Below are 14647 nucleotides of genomic sequence, written 5' to 3' on the forward strand. Positions count from 1 at the left end.
TCATCATGAAAATCAAAGTACCCGCGATTTCTGCGGCAGCGACCCTTATTCTGACTGCCTGCGCTGGAGGAGGCGCATCCGAACCCAAAGTCCCCGTTGCCATACCTACGGCGCAGCCTATCGCCAATGTCAAGCTGAGTGATGAGAGCAATGCAATAAAGACCATCAACACCCTTTCCGGTAAAGGCGGCAGCCTGCATGAAGCGGAGCTCGAAGTAAAAACATCATGGGGCAGCAGCTATACCGATAAGCAATATGTCTATCGAACCCCTTCGGGCAACTATTACAACATCAGCTCATATTCCGATCCGATTGTCCCCGACTCTTTCAGCCCATCTTATGCCCTGCGTACCCGCCACGAAGGGCAACCTTTGTCTGAAGGCGGTAAGCTGTTTGTCTGTTGCAGTAGTTCTGGGCAGTTCACCTATGCCCCGGCAACCAAACATGACCACCTCAAATTCGGCGCATGGATAAGTGCAGACGGTACGGCAGACCTGTTTGTCGGCGGCAAACCTGTCGGCACGACGAAACCGTCTTATTACACTCCGTCAGACAGTACTGTGGCAAAAGGTAAGACTACATACGAAGTTTGGGCAGTACGCGTCCGCAACGGCAATTTCGTTACCTCTACCTACGATCCCAAAAACACCAATAAGCTGTCTGAAAAAATCGCTCCCAAGCTTTCACTGCTGACAGCCAATTTCAACAACAACAAACTCGGCGGCACAATCTTGGGTAATGCGGATTACGGTCCGGATGTTGTGATGAAAGATGTTGACATCAACGGCGTTGATTTCTCGGGCACTGCCGAATCCGACGGCAAAAACGGCAAAGTCGAAGGGAAATTCTTCGGTCAGTTCAATAGCAGTTATAAAACAGAGGTCAGCATAGGCGGCAAAGTAACCTTCGATGCTGACAAATCGTTAGATACTGTATTTGGCGGCGTAGAAAATTCATCAGACCACAATACGACAGATACAAGCTTGACACCTGTCAGCCAGTAACTGCACATCAAGCATTCCAATAATAGATAATCAATATATATTGAGAGGCAAAAAATGTCCTTCCATTTTAAACCTGTACTGCTGGCAGCTATTGTCAGCCAAACTTTCCCTGCCTTCGCTGCCGACCCCGTACCACAAGCCCATCAGGACTTGAATGAAGTCAAAGTTATCGGCGGCCGCAAAGTCCAAAAACTCGGTGAAGAGAAAGTCCGCCGTCAGGCATTGGACAAACAGATGGTGTCCGACGAAAGCGACTTGGTGCGCTACGATCCGGGCATCAGCGTCGTCGAAGGCGGACGCTCCGGTTCCAACGGTTTTACCATACGCGGTGTCGACAAAGACCGCGTTGCCATCAACGTGGACGGACTGGCACAAGCAGAAAGCAGGTCGTCTGAAGCATTCCAAGAGTTGTTCGGCGCATACGGCAACTTCAATGCCAACCGCAACACTTCCGAGCCGGAAAACTTTTCCGAAGTTACCCTCAACAAAGGCGCGGACTCGCTTAAATCCGGCAGCGGCGCATTGGGCGGTGCCGTCAACTATAAAACCAAATCCGCAAGCGACTATGTTTCCGAAGAAAAGCCCTACCATTTAGGCATTAAAGGCGGCTATATCGGACGAAACAGCCAAAAATTCAGCAGCATAACCGCCGCAGGAACCTGGTTGGGTCTGGACGCATTGATGGTCTACACCCGCCGCTTCGGTAAAGAAACCAAAAACAACAGCGATGCTGCCGATACTGTCATCACCGACAACAAACAAAGCTGGAGCCCGAATGCCGGCAGTACCAACTACGGCAGTCGCGGCATAGCGCGCAGCAAACCTGATCCTCAAAATTGGGAAAACATAAGCACCCTGTTCAAACTGGGTTACAACTTCAACGATAAAAACCGTATCGGCTGGATTTACGAAGATTCACGCACCGATCGCACGACGACTGAATTGTCCAATATGTGGGCGGCAAACTGGAAAGGCGAGGCACTAGGCGATACCCGTTCCCGCCAAGACATCTCCTACCGTAAACGCATAGGTTTCGAATACAAAAACCAACTTGACAAAGGACCATGGGACAACCTCAACCTGCGTTACGACCGTCAAACCATCGACATGAGCACTTGGACCTGGGACTTGCCGACGGATTATAATCGCAGCGGTGTGAACAGCGACGTGTACCATATGTTCCGCAACATCCGTCAAAAAAATACCCAATTTGGTGCCGATGCTGAAAAACAAATCGACTTTTCCAAATTGGTATGGGCAATGCAATACGGATTGGGTGGTTCCCAAAACGACAACGACAATAGAGATCATAGCTATTGGGTACGCCTATACGACCCGAAATATCAAACGTCCAACAACCAAGAATTGACTATGCTGGTCGAAAGCTCCTCCAAAAACCGTTTTGCCTACTGGAACAACACATTCCAATTCGGCGACAGCAGCCAATACCGCCTCAATGCCGGGCTTCGCTACGACAACAGCAGCAGCAAAGCCAAAGACAATCCCAACTACACTCCTGCCATCCGCGGTCAAATTCCTTATCTCGGCAGCGAGCGTAAACACAGCGGTTTCAGCTACGGTTTAGGATTAGACTGGAAATTCACGCCGCGTCTGAATCTTTTGGCAAAATATAGCACTGGCTTCCGCGCGCCGACTTCAGACGAAACCTGGCTATTGTTCCCGCATCCTGACTTCTACCTTAAAGCCAATCCTAACCTGAAGGCGGAAACCGCCAAAAACTTCGAGCTGGGACTTGCCGGCAGTGGCAAAGCCGGAAACTTTAAACTCTCCGGCTTCCAAACCCGCTACCGCAACTTTATCGAGCTGACCTACATGGGTGTGTCCTCAGACAACCCCAACAGCCCTAATTATGCGCCGATTTCCGACGGTACCGCATTGGTCAGCTCACCCGTTTGGCAAAACCAAAACCGTTCCTCCGCATGGGCGAAAGGTTTGGAATTTAACGGCACATGGAACCTTGACAGCATCGGTTTGCCGCAAGGCACGCACGCAGGTGTCAACGTCAGCTACATCAAAGGCAAAGCCAAACAGACCAACGGACAGGAAACCCCGATTAACGCCCTTTCCCCGTGGTCTGCCGTTTACAACCTGGGCTATGATGCTCCTTCCAAACGCTGGGGCATCAACGCATACCTGACCCACACCGCAGCTAAAAAACCGTCTGACACCGTCCACAGCAGTGATGATTTGAACAATCCCTGGCCTTTTGCCAAGCACAGCAAAGCCTATACGCTTTTCGACCTGACAGGCTACGTCAACTTGGGCAAATACTTCACCCTGCGCGCCGGTGCGTACAACATCGGCAACAAAAAATACTATACTTGGGAATCGCTGCGCAGCATCCGCGAATTCGGCACAGTCAACCGCGTCGACAACAAAACCCATGCCGGTATAGAACGCTTCACTTCTCCGGGCAGAAGCTACAACTTCACGCTTGAAGCCAAGTTCTAAAAGCGTTTGAAGTAACAAGAAAGGTCGTCTGAAACTTGAAATCCAAGTTTCAGACGACCTTTTCCTATTGCTACACAACAATCGGCAGGCTAAATTCTCAACAAACGTTTATGGAATGAAACAACAAATAATGAACAAGACGCAGGCTGAAGCTAATGCAACACTGTACGCCCGCGAAATCGAAACCCTTGCAGGTCGTCTGAATATGGGAATCCGTGATTTTGATGCGGCATACGGCGGCTTGAACGTGGTCGGAGAAAGCCTAATTGACGACGGCGTATTGAATTAAGCATTAGCAAGCAACCCGCCGCGCGGATGGGTGCATAGCGAAAACCCGCAGGACGCGGCGGATTTGTGGAACGGCACAAGCAATGCATACACTATTTTCACGGAAATGACTGGAAGTAAGACAGAAAATACGTTTCCCGAACTGCACGGATATTCATATTCAATCGACCGTTCAGCGGTTAAGCATATTAAAAATCAGCATGGTAACGCCCAAACAGAAGCGAACCGTGGGCAGGTTGCCATTACGGAAAAAGACATCCAAAAGATAGGCGACATTTTGCGTGATTATGATGATGTTGCATATGAAGATATACCGGGGACAAACAATAGACGCTTTGCATTTGCAAAACAGTTTGACGATGGGTTGATTGTGTATCTTGCCGACAGCAGCAAAAAACGGCGCGATTTACGCACCGTTTCTATGTGGAAGTATCCCCAATCAGCCAATGCCCAAGACGTGCTGCAACACGCCGTGTCCCTAGCCCTAACGCCCGAAGCGGAAGGGGGCATATCCCACGACTCAAATTCTACCCCCAACGCCGACACCAATCAAGACATACTGTATCAAGGCGGCGCAGACCGCGGAATGTTCAGCCGCGAACATAACCTGATCGCCCTGTTGAAAAACGCCGACGCTTCTACATTCGTTCACGAGCTTGGGCATTTCTTCCTTGAAACGAATACCCGCATCGCCCGCGACCTGACCGCCAAGCCTTCTGAAAACCTGACCGAGCAGGAACGGCAATTCCTGTCCGACGTTCAGACGACCTTAGATTGGTTCGACGTGAAAGACCTTGCCGCATGGGACGCAATGAGCCTGAACGAGCAGCGCGAGAATCACGAGAAATGGGCGCGCGGTTTTGAAGCCTACCTGTATGAGGGCAAAGCACCAAGCGAAGAATTGCGCGGGTTGTTCCGCCGTTTCCGTTCATGGTTGAAACAGGTATATCACTCACTGAAAAACCTGAATGTCAAATTGACCGATGAAGTCCGCAGCGTGTTTGACCGAATGTTTGCCGGCGACGAGCAGATTCAGCAAACCCAATACATCAACGACATGACTCCGTTGTCTGATAATAAGGCGTGAGCGAGCATGAACCAAGCTAAGCTGCCCCCCTTTCAGGCAACTCTCCATCAAGTTTCTTCTATCTTCCAAAAGAAAAGGTCGTCTGAAAATTTTCAGACGACCTTTTGCATGGTATTCAAGCTAGGATTTATTTATCGCGGCTGAATACGATTTTGGTTGCTTGGATGGCTACGCAGATTGCACCGCCGATGAAGATCAAGTCAGCTGCTGTGCGTACCCAGCGCAGGGTGTCGAGGATTTCCATTTGCAGGAATTCTTCGCTACGGGCATACCACAGGCCATGAGTGATGGAAGCGTATGCTTGGATCGCGCCGACAGGCAGCAGGCTGACGACGATCATGCCGACCAAGCCGCCGTTGAGCAGCCAGAAGCCCCAAGTCATGAGTTTGTCGTCGAAATGTGCATTTGGTTTCAGGTAGCGGGCAACCAGTAATACGAAGCCCAGTGCCAAGAAGCCGTACACACCGAACAAGGCTGCGTGTGCGTGAACTGCGGTAGTGTTCAGACCTTGGATGTAGAACAGGGAAATCGGCGGGTTAATCAGGAAGCCGAATACGCCAGCACCGATCATGTTCCAGAAGGCAACTGCTACGAAGCACATCAGCGGCCAACGCAGGCGTTTCGCCCAGTCGGACAGGTGTTGGTAAGACCAGTGTTCGTAAGCTTCACGACCCAGCAATACCAGCGGTACGACTTCCAATGCGGAGAAGCAGGCGCCGATTGCCATAGAGGCGGAGGTAGAGCCGGAGAAGTACAGGTGGTGCAGCGTACCCGGGATACCGCCCAACATGAAGATGGCGGCGGCAGCCAGAGTGGATGCGGTAGCGGTACTGCGGCGGACGAAGCCCATGTTGTAGAAGATGAAGGCAAAGGCTGCGGTAGCGAATACTTCGAAGAAGCCTTCTACCCACAGGTGAACTACCCACCAGCGCCAGTATTCCATGACGGCAATCGGGGATTTTTCGCCGTAGAACAGACCGGGTGCGTAGAACACGCCGACACCGACCATGGAGGCAACGAAGATTGCCAGCAGGTTTTTGTCCACGCCTTTTTCTTTAAAGGCGGAGACGGTGCAGCGCAACATCAGGAACAGCCACAACAACAGACCGACCATCAGCAGGAGTTGCCAGAAACGACCCAAATCGAGGTATTCGTAACCTTGGTGTCCGAACCAGAAGTTGAATTGTGGCGGAAGGACGTGGGTCAGGGCGAAGAAGTTACCTGCGTAAGAACCGCCGACTACGATGAACAGGGCGATGTAGAGGAAGTTCACGCCGGCGCGTTGGAACTTGGGATCTTTGCCGCCGTTAACAATCGGCGCCAAGAACAGACCTGCTGTCAGGAAGCCGGTTGCAATCCAGAAGATGGCGGATTGGATGTGCCAAGTACGGGTCAATGCGTAAGGGAACCAGTCGGACATTTCGAAGCCCAGTGCTTCGTCGATGCCGTAGAAACCTTGACCTTCGACGGTGTAGTGCGCGGTCAGACCGCCCAGCAACACTTGTACCACAAACAGGGCAACTGTCAGGAAGACGTATTTGCCCAATGCTTTTTGGGAAGGAGTCAGTTGTACTTTGGAAATCGGGTCTTCAGTCGGAACTTCTACTTCTTCGTGTTTGGTCAGGAAGGAGTAACCCCACATCAGCAAGCCGATACCCATCAAGAGCAATACAACGCTGGTGAACGACCACATATAGTTTTCAGTAGTCGGTACGTTGTTGATCAAAGGCTCGTGCGGCCAGTTGTTGGTGTAGGTGAAAGTTTCGTCGGGACGGTTGGTCGAAGCAGACCATGAAGTCCAGAAGAAGAAGTTGAACAGTTTTTCACGCGCTTCTTTACTTGGCAATGTGTTGTTTTTCATTGCGAAGTGTTCGCGTGTTTTCTGAAGGGCGGGATCATCGCCGTATACGCCGTGGTAGTAAGGCAGGATGCTCTCAATGGCTTTGACACGGGTGTCGCTGATGACGACGCTGCCGTCTTCTTTAATACGGCTTTGATTGCGGTATTCGTCGGCAAGGCGGGTTTTCAGCACGGCTTGTTCTTCGGGAGAAACTTCGTCGAATTTTTTGCCGTAAGTCTCTTGCGCGGTCAAATCCAACCATGCGGCCAGCTCGCGGTGCAGCCAGTCGGCTGTCCAGTCGGGAGCTTGGTATGCGCCGTGTCCCAATACGGAACCGACTTCCATACCGCCGGTGGTTTGCCAAGCTGATTGACCTGCCAAAATATCGTCTTTGGTCATCAGCTGCGTGCCTGATGCCGAAACGACTCTTTCAGGATAAGGCGGGGCTTTTTTATAGACCTCGCTGCCCATGTAGCCAAGAATGGTAAAGCAGACTGCCAGGACGGCAAACAGCAAGTACCATAACTTCTTGTACTGTCCCATTTCAGAACTCCTTATTTTGGTAAAAAGTGGTTGCTTATAAATTCATACTATATGAATGTTAAAGATTGTAGCACTCTTTTCAGGCAAAAGAAATATTCTCTTAACAACAATCTTTAAAAAACAGGGATATAGTCAATAATAATTCTTATTCTCAAAAATACAATGGCATTTTTGTAAAGAATCGGATAAAACATGTGAATAATAATAGACGATTTGATGTAGTTTTATCTAATTATTAAGTATTAATTGAGTATTAAATTAGGTAGTAAAAGTTCATCTTTAATGAATTAATTGATTTAAGTCAAGATATAGCGGTAAAACCGGCTACATAATCCTACAAAAGTTCACAAGAGATGCCTTTTCAGACGACCTAAATATGAAAGTTTGAAAGAGCTAAAAGCGGTATACCGCAGATAACAGAGTTTGAGAAATTACCCTAACCTTCTTAGATAATTACTAAAGGAAATGACAACTATGAAACACCAAGCTTTAGCTGCAATCATTGCTTCAGTTTTTGCTTTAGCCGCTTGTGGTGAGCAAGCTGCCCAAAAACCTGCCGAGCAAACCGCTTCCGCTACTGCAACTGCCGAAGCTCCTGCTTCCAGCACTCAGGCTGCTGCTGAAACTCCTGCAGCCGATCTGCCTGTTATTGATGCGGTAACTACCCACGCTCCTGAAGTTCCGCCTGCTATCGACCGCGACCATCCTGCACGTGTACGCGTCAAAATGGAAACCATCGAAAAAACCATGAAAATGGACGATGGCGTGGAATACCACTATTGGACATTTAACGGCGACGTTCCGGGCCGCATGATCCGCGTACGCGAAGGCGACACCGTAGAAGTCGAATTCTCTAACAACCCGTCTTCTACTGTACCGCACAATGTTGACTTCCACGCTGCAACCGGTCCAGGCGGTGGTGCAGAAGCCAGCTTCACTGCTCCGGGCCGTACTTCTACATTCAGCTTCAAAGCCCTGCAACCCGGTCTGTATATCTACCACTGTGCCGTTGCCCCTGTCGGTATGCACATTGCCAACGGTATGTACGGTCTGATTTTGGTTGAACCTAAAGAAGGTCTGCCTAAAGTGGACAAAGAGTTCTACATCGTACAAGGCGACTTCTACACCAAAGGTAAAAAAGGTGCGCAAGGCCTGCAACCGTTCGATATGGACAAAGCCATCGCCGAGCAACCTGAATACGTTGTATTTAACGGTCACGTAGGCGCTATCGCCGGCGACAACGCCCTGAAAGCCAAAGCAGGCGAAACCGTTCGTATGTACGTGGGTAACGGTGGTCCTAACTTGGTATCTTCCTTCCACGTTATCGGTGAGATCTTCGACAAAGTTTACGTAGAAGCTGGCAAACTGATCAACGAAAACGTACAAAGTACCCTGATTCCTGCCGGTGGTGCAGCGATTGTCGAATTTAAAGCCGACATCCCGGGCAGCTACACTGTGGTTGACCACTCTCTCTTCCGTGCGTTCAACAAAGGTGCTTTGGGTCAATTGAAAGTAGAGGGCGCAGAGAACCCTGAAATCATGACCAAAAAACTGGAAGACAAAGCCTATGCAGGTAGCGGTGCAGCTTCAGCCCCTGCCGCTTCAGCTCCGGCTGCCCCTGCATCTTCCGCAGCAGCGCCTGCTTCCGCAGCATCTGCAGGTAAAGGCGGCTACTAATCCAGTCATCTCGGCGTAGAGACAGAAAAAAGCCACTGCTGTTCCGGCTGATGCAAGGACAACAGTGGCTTTCTTCCACAACCAATCGAAAGATTGGTTTTTCAGACGACCTATCAAGTATCGAAGGTCGTCTGAAAAACCAGTTTCAAGTATAGTGGATTAAATTTAAATCAGGACAAGGCGACGAAGCCGCAGACAGTACAGATAGTACGGAACCGATTCACTTGGTGCTTCAGCACCTTAGAGAATCGTTCTCTTTGAGCTAAGGCGAGGCAACGCCGTACTGGTTTAAAGTTAATCCACTATATGCACGAACCGACAAGCCCAAAGCACAATAATCAGACGGCTTTTAAGGATTTTTATCCGGTTTCGCTATATAATCAGAGCCTAATACTCCGTATTCAGATGAGAAAGCCCGTTATGAAACTCATACCACTCCTCGCCTTCTTTACCCTTGTCGCAAGCGGCAGTGCAGCGGCGGCCGAAATGGCAAAAGTTGAAGGCGGCAGCTACCGCCCGCTCTATCTGAAGAAAGAAACAAGCCTCATTAAAGTCAAACCCTTCCAAATCGACAAATATCCCGTTACCAATGCCGAATTTGCAGAGTTTGTCAAAAAACACCCGCAGTGGCAAAAAGGCAAAGTCAGCTCCAAACAAGCCGAACCTGCCTACCTCAAACACTGGGTTAAAACCGGCAGCAACAGCTACGCGCCCAAACCCAACGAACTGAAATATCCGGTAACCAACGTATCTTGGTTTGCCGCCAACGCCTACTGTACTTCACAAGGCAAACGCCTGCCGACCATAGACCAGTGGGAATTTGCCGGACTCGCCTCCGCCACTCAGAAAAACGGTTCTGCCGAACCCGGCTACAACCGCACCATTCTTGACTGGTATGCAGACGGCGGCAGAAACGGCTTGCATGACGTCGGCAAAAGCAAACCCAACTACTGGGGCATTTATGATATGCACGGCCTGATTTGGGAATGGACGGAAGACTTCAACAGCAGCCTGCTGGCGTCAGGCAATGCCGATACGCAAATGTTTTGCAGCGGTGCATCCGTAGGTTCCAGCGACCCTTCGAATTACGCCGCTTTCCTGCGCTACGGCATACGCACTAGCCTGCAGTCCAAATACGTCCTGCACAACCTGGGTTTTCGGTGCGCGAAATAACCGGTTTCATCACCAAAGCAGCTTTGGCGGTACTGAAAGGTATCGCCTTTTTTTTGAGTTTGAAGTTGATTTGAAAATAGCGATTGTATAGAACCTCGCGCCTAACAAATTTAGCATGACCAAGTTTCTAACGGACTGAATATTCTAAGCAACTGGGCTGTCACTCTACCTCTTCCTAATTTTCATTAATATAGTGGATTAAATTTAAACCAGTACGGCGTTGCCTCGCCTTGCCGTACTATTTGTACTGTCTACGGCTTTGTCGCCTTGTCCTGATTTAAAGTTAATCCACTATAAATATACTAGCAAACCAAAAGGTCGTCTGAATGTTTTTCAGACAACCTTTATTCATGCCTATCAAGCTGACTGTATCGGGATGATACGATTTTGACTGCGTTTTGCACCGCCTTCGCAATAGTTGGTTTTGACGTATTCTTCGACAATTTCCAAGAATTCAGCTGCGATGTTGTCGCCTTTTAAAGTTACTTTGCGCTCCCCGTCAACATAAACCGGTGCAACAGGGGTTTCGCCGGTTCCGGGCAGGCTGATGCCGATGTCTGCCAGTTTGCTTTCGCCCGGTCCGTTAACAACGCAGCCCATGACGGCAACGTTTAAAGATTCCACACCGGGGTAAACAGTGCGCCATACGGTCATTTTTTGGCGCAGGTAATTTTGTACGTCTTGGGCAAGCTCTTGGAAGACTGTGCTGGTGGTACGTCCACAACCAGGGCAGGCAGTAACCATGGGGGTAAACGAGCGCAGTCCCATGGTTTGCAGGATTTCCTGACCGACGATGACTTCCTGCGTGCGCGAGCTGCCGGGTTCGGGGGTAAGCGAAATACGGATGGTGTCGCCGATGCCTTCTTGAAGCAGTACGGCCAAGGCGGCGGTAGAGGCGACAATGCCTTTGCTGCCCATGCCTGCTTCCGTCAAGCCTAAGTGGAGCGGATATTGGCAACGGCTGCCCAGCTCGCGGTAAACTTGAATCAAATCCTGAACAGAGCTGACTTTGCACGACAAGATGATTTTGTCTTCGGGCAAACCTAACAAAACGGCTTTTTCAGCAGACTCCAGCGCCGAAATAATCAAGGCTTCTTTCATGACTTCTTCGGGCGGTTTTGGAGAGGAAGACGCCAGATTGGCATCCATCATGCGCTTGGCAAGGCTTTGGTCCAGAGAGCCCCAGTTGACGCCGATGCGGACAGCTTTATTGTTTTCGGCGGCAGTCCGAATCATATAGGCAAATTTTTCATCGCCTTTTGCGCCTTTGCCGACATTGCCGGGGTTAATACGGTATTTGGACAAGGCTTTGCCGCATTCGGGAAATTCTGCCAACAGGCGTTCGCCGTTGAAATGGAAGTCGCCAATCAGCGGTGTGGTGTACCCCATGTCGTCCAAACGCTGGCGGATTTCGGCAACTTTGGATGCGGCTTCGGGGCTATTGACGGTAATACGCACCATTTCTGAGCCTGCATCACTCAATTCTTTGACTTGCAGAGCGGTCGCTTCTGCATCGGCGGTGTCGGTATTGGTCATCGATTGAACGACAACGGGTGCGTCTGAACCGACGATGAGATGATCAATTTGTACTTGATGGGTTCGACGGCGTTTGGGTGTGTTCATCTTTATTTTTTTCCTGCTACAAATGAAGCGGATTTTTCACCGGCGGCGCGGTATTCTGCCAGATTGATGGTTGTCCCGCCATAATTGGCTTGAGCACCTGCGGCGATGCCGATCCAGACGTTGTAAGGCGCTCCGCCTTTAAAGCGTTTTTCGCTGCCTGCGGGAATGATTCGGCTGAAAATCATGGTACCTTTCTTATCGGTAATAATCAGATTGCTTCGGTATTGGACTTTAATCCAAAGCTCGTCTGAATCGACTTTGACTTCAGGTTCGAATGCTGCTGATTCTGACGCTGCAACGCTGAAAGCTGCTTTTTCAACATTGGAGACTTCTTGTTTGCCGTTTTCCGCCATATTGGAAACGGCAACGTTTTCTTTTTTCAAGTCCGGCGTCTGCATACTGTTGCGTACTGCATCGCTGTTTTGTGCGACTTGTTGCTCGTTTTCATGATTGGACTTGCTTTGCCAAACATAAATACCGCCACCAAGCAGGATGAGCGCTGCTACACCCAAAACCCATTTTGGAAAACCGACTTTTTCACCATCTTGGTAGTTCAAGCTGGTATTTTGTTTGCGATCCACCAGATAGACATGTTCTTCTTCCGGCGCAGAAATGGCTTTCAGACGACCTGTAATGCTTGCTTCATCGATTTTCAACAGGCGTGCATAAGAACGCAGATAGCCCATAACGAAGACCAATCCTGAAAAGAACGAATAGTCTCCTTTTTCGAGTGCTTCAATTTGTTCGGCAGACAGTTTCAACCGTCGCGCTACTTCGTCAATATCCCAACCTGATTTTTGTCTGAGTTGTCCCAGCTCATCACCCAATGATTTGGCAGCTTGAATGTCGTATTCGTTTTTCTTTTGATTTTCCATGTAGTTACTTACCTGTGGTTACTGCCTGTAATTGTTCCGAATAGGGGAAGTTTGCCCTTAACTGGGCTTCGTATTCGTAGGCTGCCTGGCTATTGCCCAAAGCGGTCGCCAATTTCCAACCCAGCAGCAAATCATCTGCCTGTAAGACATCGACTTTGCTTTGATATTGGCGGAAATAATAATCCGCTTCGTTTAAATTGCCTGCCAGCATTTTGGTTCTTGCCAATTCTTTAAACGCAGGCGGGAACTGAGGTTGTGCGGCCAAAGAGCGTTCGAGATAAGCCTCCGCCAACGAATATTGCCCCATCTTTGCGCTGCAAATGCCCTTGTTGAGGTTGGCGATAAACGGGGAAGGATAAGTCGGATCGGCTAGGGCTTTGTCAAAATAACTGATGGACTGGGCGGGATTGTTCATCTCGCTGCACAAGAACCAGCCGTAGTTATTATTAATTTCCGCATTGTCAGGTTTCAAGGATAGGGACTTTTGGAAGCTTTCCTGTGCTTTGTCGCGCACTTTGAGATATTGATAGATTTGCGCGCGAACCAGCCATGCATCTTCATTGCTGCTGTCCGCTTTCAATGCCTCTTCAATGCTTACCGTTGCTTGACGGTAATCGCCCCCGCGCATGTATTCGATAGCCAACTGGGTTTTAATATTGGCGACCTGTGTCGCACGTTCCGCTCTGCTTGGACCTTTCGGGCCGGCGCATGCGCCCAAAACCAAAGTTAAAATAATGGGTTGCCAAATGTTCAGTTTCATAATCAGCTCTGTTGTTCAACCAAAATTTGCTGCCATTTTTGTTGGCGGCGTGTTTTATCTTGTACTTGTCCTGCCAATTGACCGCAAGCTGCGTCAATATCGTCGCCACGTGTTTTGCGGACGGTTACCACGAATCCCGCCTGCTGCAAAATATCGCGGAAAACGCGGATATTTTCATTGGTAGAGCGTTCGTAGCCGGAATTTGGGAAGGGATTGAACGGAATCAGATTGAATTTGCACGGTACGTCTTTTACCAGCTCAATCAGTTCACGCGCATGCTGCGCCTTGTCATTGACTCCGTCTAGCATAACGTATTCAAAAGTAATGAAATCTCTTGGTGCTTTGACCAAATAGCGTTGACATGCCGCCATCAATTCTTTCAACGGATATTTTTTATTCAGCGGAACGATTTGATCGCGTACTTCGTCATTGGAAGCATGAAGGGATACTGCCAGCGCGACAGGCATCGCATCGCGCAACCTGTCCATTTGTGGCACCATACCTGATGTGGAAACGGTAACACGGCGGCGGCTTAGGCCGTAGCCATGATCGTCCAGCATGATGCTCAATGCAGTAACGACGTTATCAAAGTTCGCCATCGGCTCGCCCATGCCCATCATCACCACATTGGAAATCACACGTTCGTTTTTCGGCGTAACGCCCATCGCTTTGTTTGCCCACCACAATTGCCCGATGATTTCGGCAGCAGTCAGATTACGATTGAAACCTTGGCGGCCGGTAGAACAGAAGGTGCATTCCAATGCGCAGCCGACTTGCGAGGAAATACACAACGTACCGCGTTCTGCTTCGGGAATAAACACCGTTTCCACGCCGTTGCCCGTTCCTACATCCAGCAGCCATTTGCGCGTACCATCGGAGGATTCTTGCGCCATCATCAGTTTGGGCACATCCACGCTTGCCTGTTCGTTGAGTTTCAGGCGCAGGGATTTTGCCAAATCGGTCATTTCATCGAAACTTTGCGCACCGGCTTGGTGAATCCAGCGCATGACTTGTTTGGCACGGAACGGTTTTTCGCCCATCTCGGCAAAATGATGGGTCAGACCGTTTAAATCGTAATTCAGCAGATTGGTTTTCATGTGGTTTATTTCTTGGTAAAGCTTTTGAATAAAGGCTGCCGTTGGTTATAAGTCTTGTGAATCTGATGGAGAAGGGAGCTTCGCAACAGTCTGGAAAATTTCCCCAATCCTTTTTTAGCAAACAGCTTTTATTCTCAGCCTTCTTCTATCATATTTTCAGACGCCCCCCCATTTTAGAAAGGTCGTCTGAAAACAGATTGAGACAAAC

Annotated in this window: 11 protein-coding genes and 1 pseudogene; 6 read left to right on the top strand and 6 right to left on the bottom strand. The window is 49.5% G+C overall.

What is annotated here, in order from left to right:
* Nucleotides 1-5: 5 nt before the first annotated feature.
* From DBY90_RS08360 to DBY90_RS13370, 4 genes are all read left to right on the top strand, one after another.
* Nucleotides 6-1004, top strand: a complete 999-nt coding sequence (locus DBY90_RS08360) for a Slam-dependent surface lipoprotein (RefSeq protein ID WP_107986990.1) — start codon at nucleotides 6-8, stop codon at nucleotides 1002-1004.
* 234 nt (nucleotides 1005-1238) lie between these two features.
* The gene (locus tag DBY90_RS08365) at nucleotides 1239-3476 is read left to right on the top strand and encodes a TonB-dependent hemoglobin/transferrin/lactoferrin family receptor (protein ID WP_411713478.1); all 2238 of its coding nucleotides are present in this window, start codon (nucleotides 1239-1241) and stop codon (nucleotides 3474-3476) included.
* 115 nt (nucleotides 3477-3591) lie between these two features.
* The gene (locus DBY90_RS13360; RefSeq protein ID WP_234405122.1) at nucleotides 3592-3765 is read left to right on the top strand and encodes a hypothetical protein; all 174 of its coding nucleotides are present in this window, start codon (nucleotides 3592-3594) and stop codon (nucleotides 3763-3765) included.
* A 105-nt stretch (nucleotides 3766-3870) separates the two neighbouring features.
* Complete coding sequence (locus DBY90_RS13370) at nucleotides 3871-4851, top strand: PBECR3 domain-containing polyvalent protein (protein WP_267894291.1); 981 nt, start codon at nucleotides 3871-3873, stop codon at nucleotides 4849-4851.
* Nucleotides 4852-4978: 127 nt separating this feature from the next.
* Here DBY90_RS13370 and DBY90_RS08375 read toward each other — a convergent pair whose 3' ends face one another.
* Nucleotides 4979-7234, bottom strand: coding sequence for a nitric-oxide reductase large subunit (locus DBY90_RS08375; RefSeq protein ID WP_070490832.1), 2256 nt, complete (start codon nucleotides 7232-7234; stop codon nucleotides 4979-4981).
* A 474-nt stretch (nucleotides 7235-7708) separates the two neighbouring features.
* On the opposite strand from DBY90_RS08375, the gene nirK reads away from it, so the two are divergent.
* Together nirK and DBY90_RS08390 are read left to right on the top strand one after the other, a co-directional pair.
* A complete protein-coding gene (nirK, locus tag DBY90_RS08380; protein WP_070490834.1) occupies nucleotides 7709-8911 on the top strand; it encodes a copper-containing nitrite reductase in 1203 nt (400 codons plus the stop codon).
* Between the two features lie 420 nt (nucleotides 8912-9331).
* The gene (locus tag DBY90_RS08390) at nucleotides 9332-10084 is read left to right on the top strand and encodes a formylglycine-generating enzyme family protein (RefSeq protein WP_070492721.1); all 753 of its coding nucleotides are present in this window, start codon (nucleotides 9332-9334) and stop codon (nucleotides 10082-10084) included.
* Between the two features lie 188 nt (nucleotides 10085-10272).
* Here the strand turns inward: DBY90_RS08390 and DBY90_RS13175 are convergent.
* The 5 genes and pseudogenes from DBY90_RS13175 to rlmN form a co-directional block, all read right to left on the bottom strand.
* Nucleotides 10273-10380: pseudogene (locus DBY90_RS13175) on the bottom strand (IS5/IS1182 family transposase); the annotation flags it as partial.
* 61 nt (nucleotides 10381-10441) lie between these two features.
* Nucleotides 10442-11707 carry a flavodoxin-dependent (E)-4-hydroxy-3-methylbut-2-enyl-diphosphate synthase gene (gene ispG, locus DBY90_RS08395; protein WP_070492709.1) on the bottom strand — a complete coding sequence of 422 codons (1266 nt, stop codon included), beginning with the start codon at nucleotides 11705-11707 and terminating at the stop codon, nucleotides 10442-10444.
* 2 nt (nucleotides 11708-11709) lie between these two features.
* Nucleotides 11710-12582 (bottom strand): helix-turn-helix domain-containing protein, encoded by an 873-nt coding sequence (locus DBY90_RS08400; RefSeq protein WP_070492708.1) that lies wholly within the window; start codon nucleotides 12580-12582, stop codon nucleotides 11710-11712.
* A gap of 4 nt (nucleotides 12583-12586) precedes the next feature.
* Nucleotides 12587-13342, bottom strand: a complete 756-nt coding sequence (gene pilW, locus DBY90_RS08405; RefSeq protein ID WP_070492707.1) for a type IV pilus biogenesis/stability protein PilW — start codon at nucleotides 13340-13342, stop codon at nucleotides 12587-12589.
* Between the two features lie 2 nt (nucleotides 13343-13344).
* On the bottom strand, nucleotides 13345-14439 hold the full coding sequence (rlmN, locus tag DBY90_RS08410) for a dual-specificity RNA methyltransferase RlmN (protein WP_070492706.1): 1095 nt from the start codon (nucleotides 14437-14439) through the stop codon (nucleotides 13345-13347).
* Nucleotides 14440-14647: the final 208 nt, after the last annotated feature.

This window comes from Neisseria mucosa (genome assembly GCF_003044445.1).
Lineage (GTDB): Bacteria > Pseudomonadota > Gammaproteobacteria > Burkholderiales > Neisseriaceae > Neisseria > Neisseria mucosa_A.

Excerpts from the sequence above, each read along its gene's own strand:
- DBY90_RS08360 (WP_107986990.1), top strand. The coding sequence starts at position 6 with ATGAAAATCAAAGTACCCGCGATTTCTGCGGCAGCGACCCTTATTCTG.
- DBY90_RS08365 (WP_411713478.1), top strand. The coding sequence starts at position 1,239 with ATGGTGTCCGACGAAAGCGACTTGGTGCGCTACGATCCGGGCATCAGC.
- DBY90_RS13360 (WP_234405122.1), top strand. The coding sequence starts at position 3,592 with ATGAAACAACAAATAATGAACAAGACGCAGGCTGAAGCTAATGCAACA.
- DBY90_RS13370 (WP_267894291.1), top strand. The coding sequence starts at position 3,871 with ATGACTGGAAGTAAGACAGAAAATACGTTTCCCGAACTGCACGGATAT.
- DBY90_RS08375 (WP_070490832.1), bottom strand. The coding sequence starts at position 7,234 with ATGGGACAGTACAAGAAGTTATGGTACTTGCTGTTTGCCGTCCTGGCA.
- nirK (WP_070490834.1), top strand. The coding sequence starts at position 7,709 with ATGAAACACCAAGCTTTAGCTGCAATCATTGCTTCAGTTTTTGCTTTA.
- DBY90_RS08390 (WP_070492721.1), top strand. The coding sequence starts at position 9,332 with ATGAAACTCATACCACTCCTCGCCTTCTTTACCCTTGTCGCAAGCGGC.
- ispG (WP_070492709.1), bottom strand. The coding sequence starts at position 11,707 with ATGAACACACCCAAACGCCGTCGAACCCATCAAGTACAAATTGATCAT.
- DBY90_RS08400 (WP_070492708.1), bottom strand. The coding sequence starts at position 12,582 with ATGGAAAATCAAAAGAAAAACGAATACGACATTCAAGCTGCCAAATCA.
- pilW (WP_070492707.1), bottom strand. The coding sequence starts at position 13,342 with ATGAAACTGAACATTTGGCAACCCATTATTTTAACTTTGGTTTTGGGC.
- rlmN (WP_070492706.1), bottom strand. The coding sequence starts at position 14,439 with ATGAAAACCAATCTGCTGAATTACGATTTAAACGGTCTGACCCATCAT.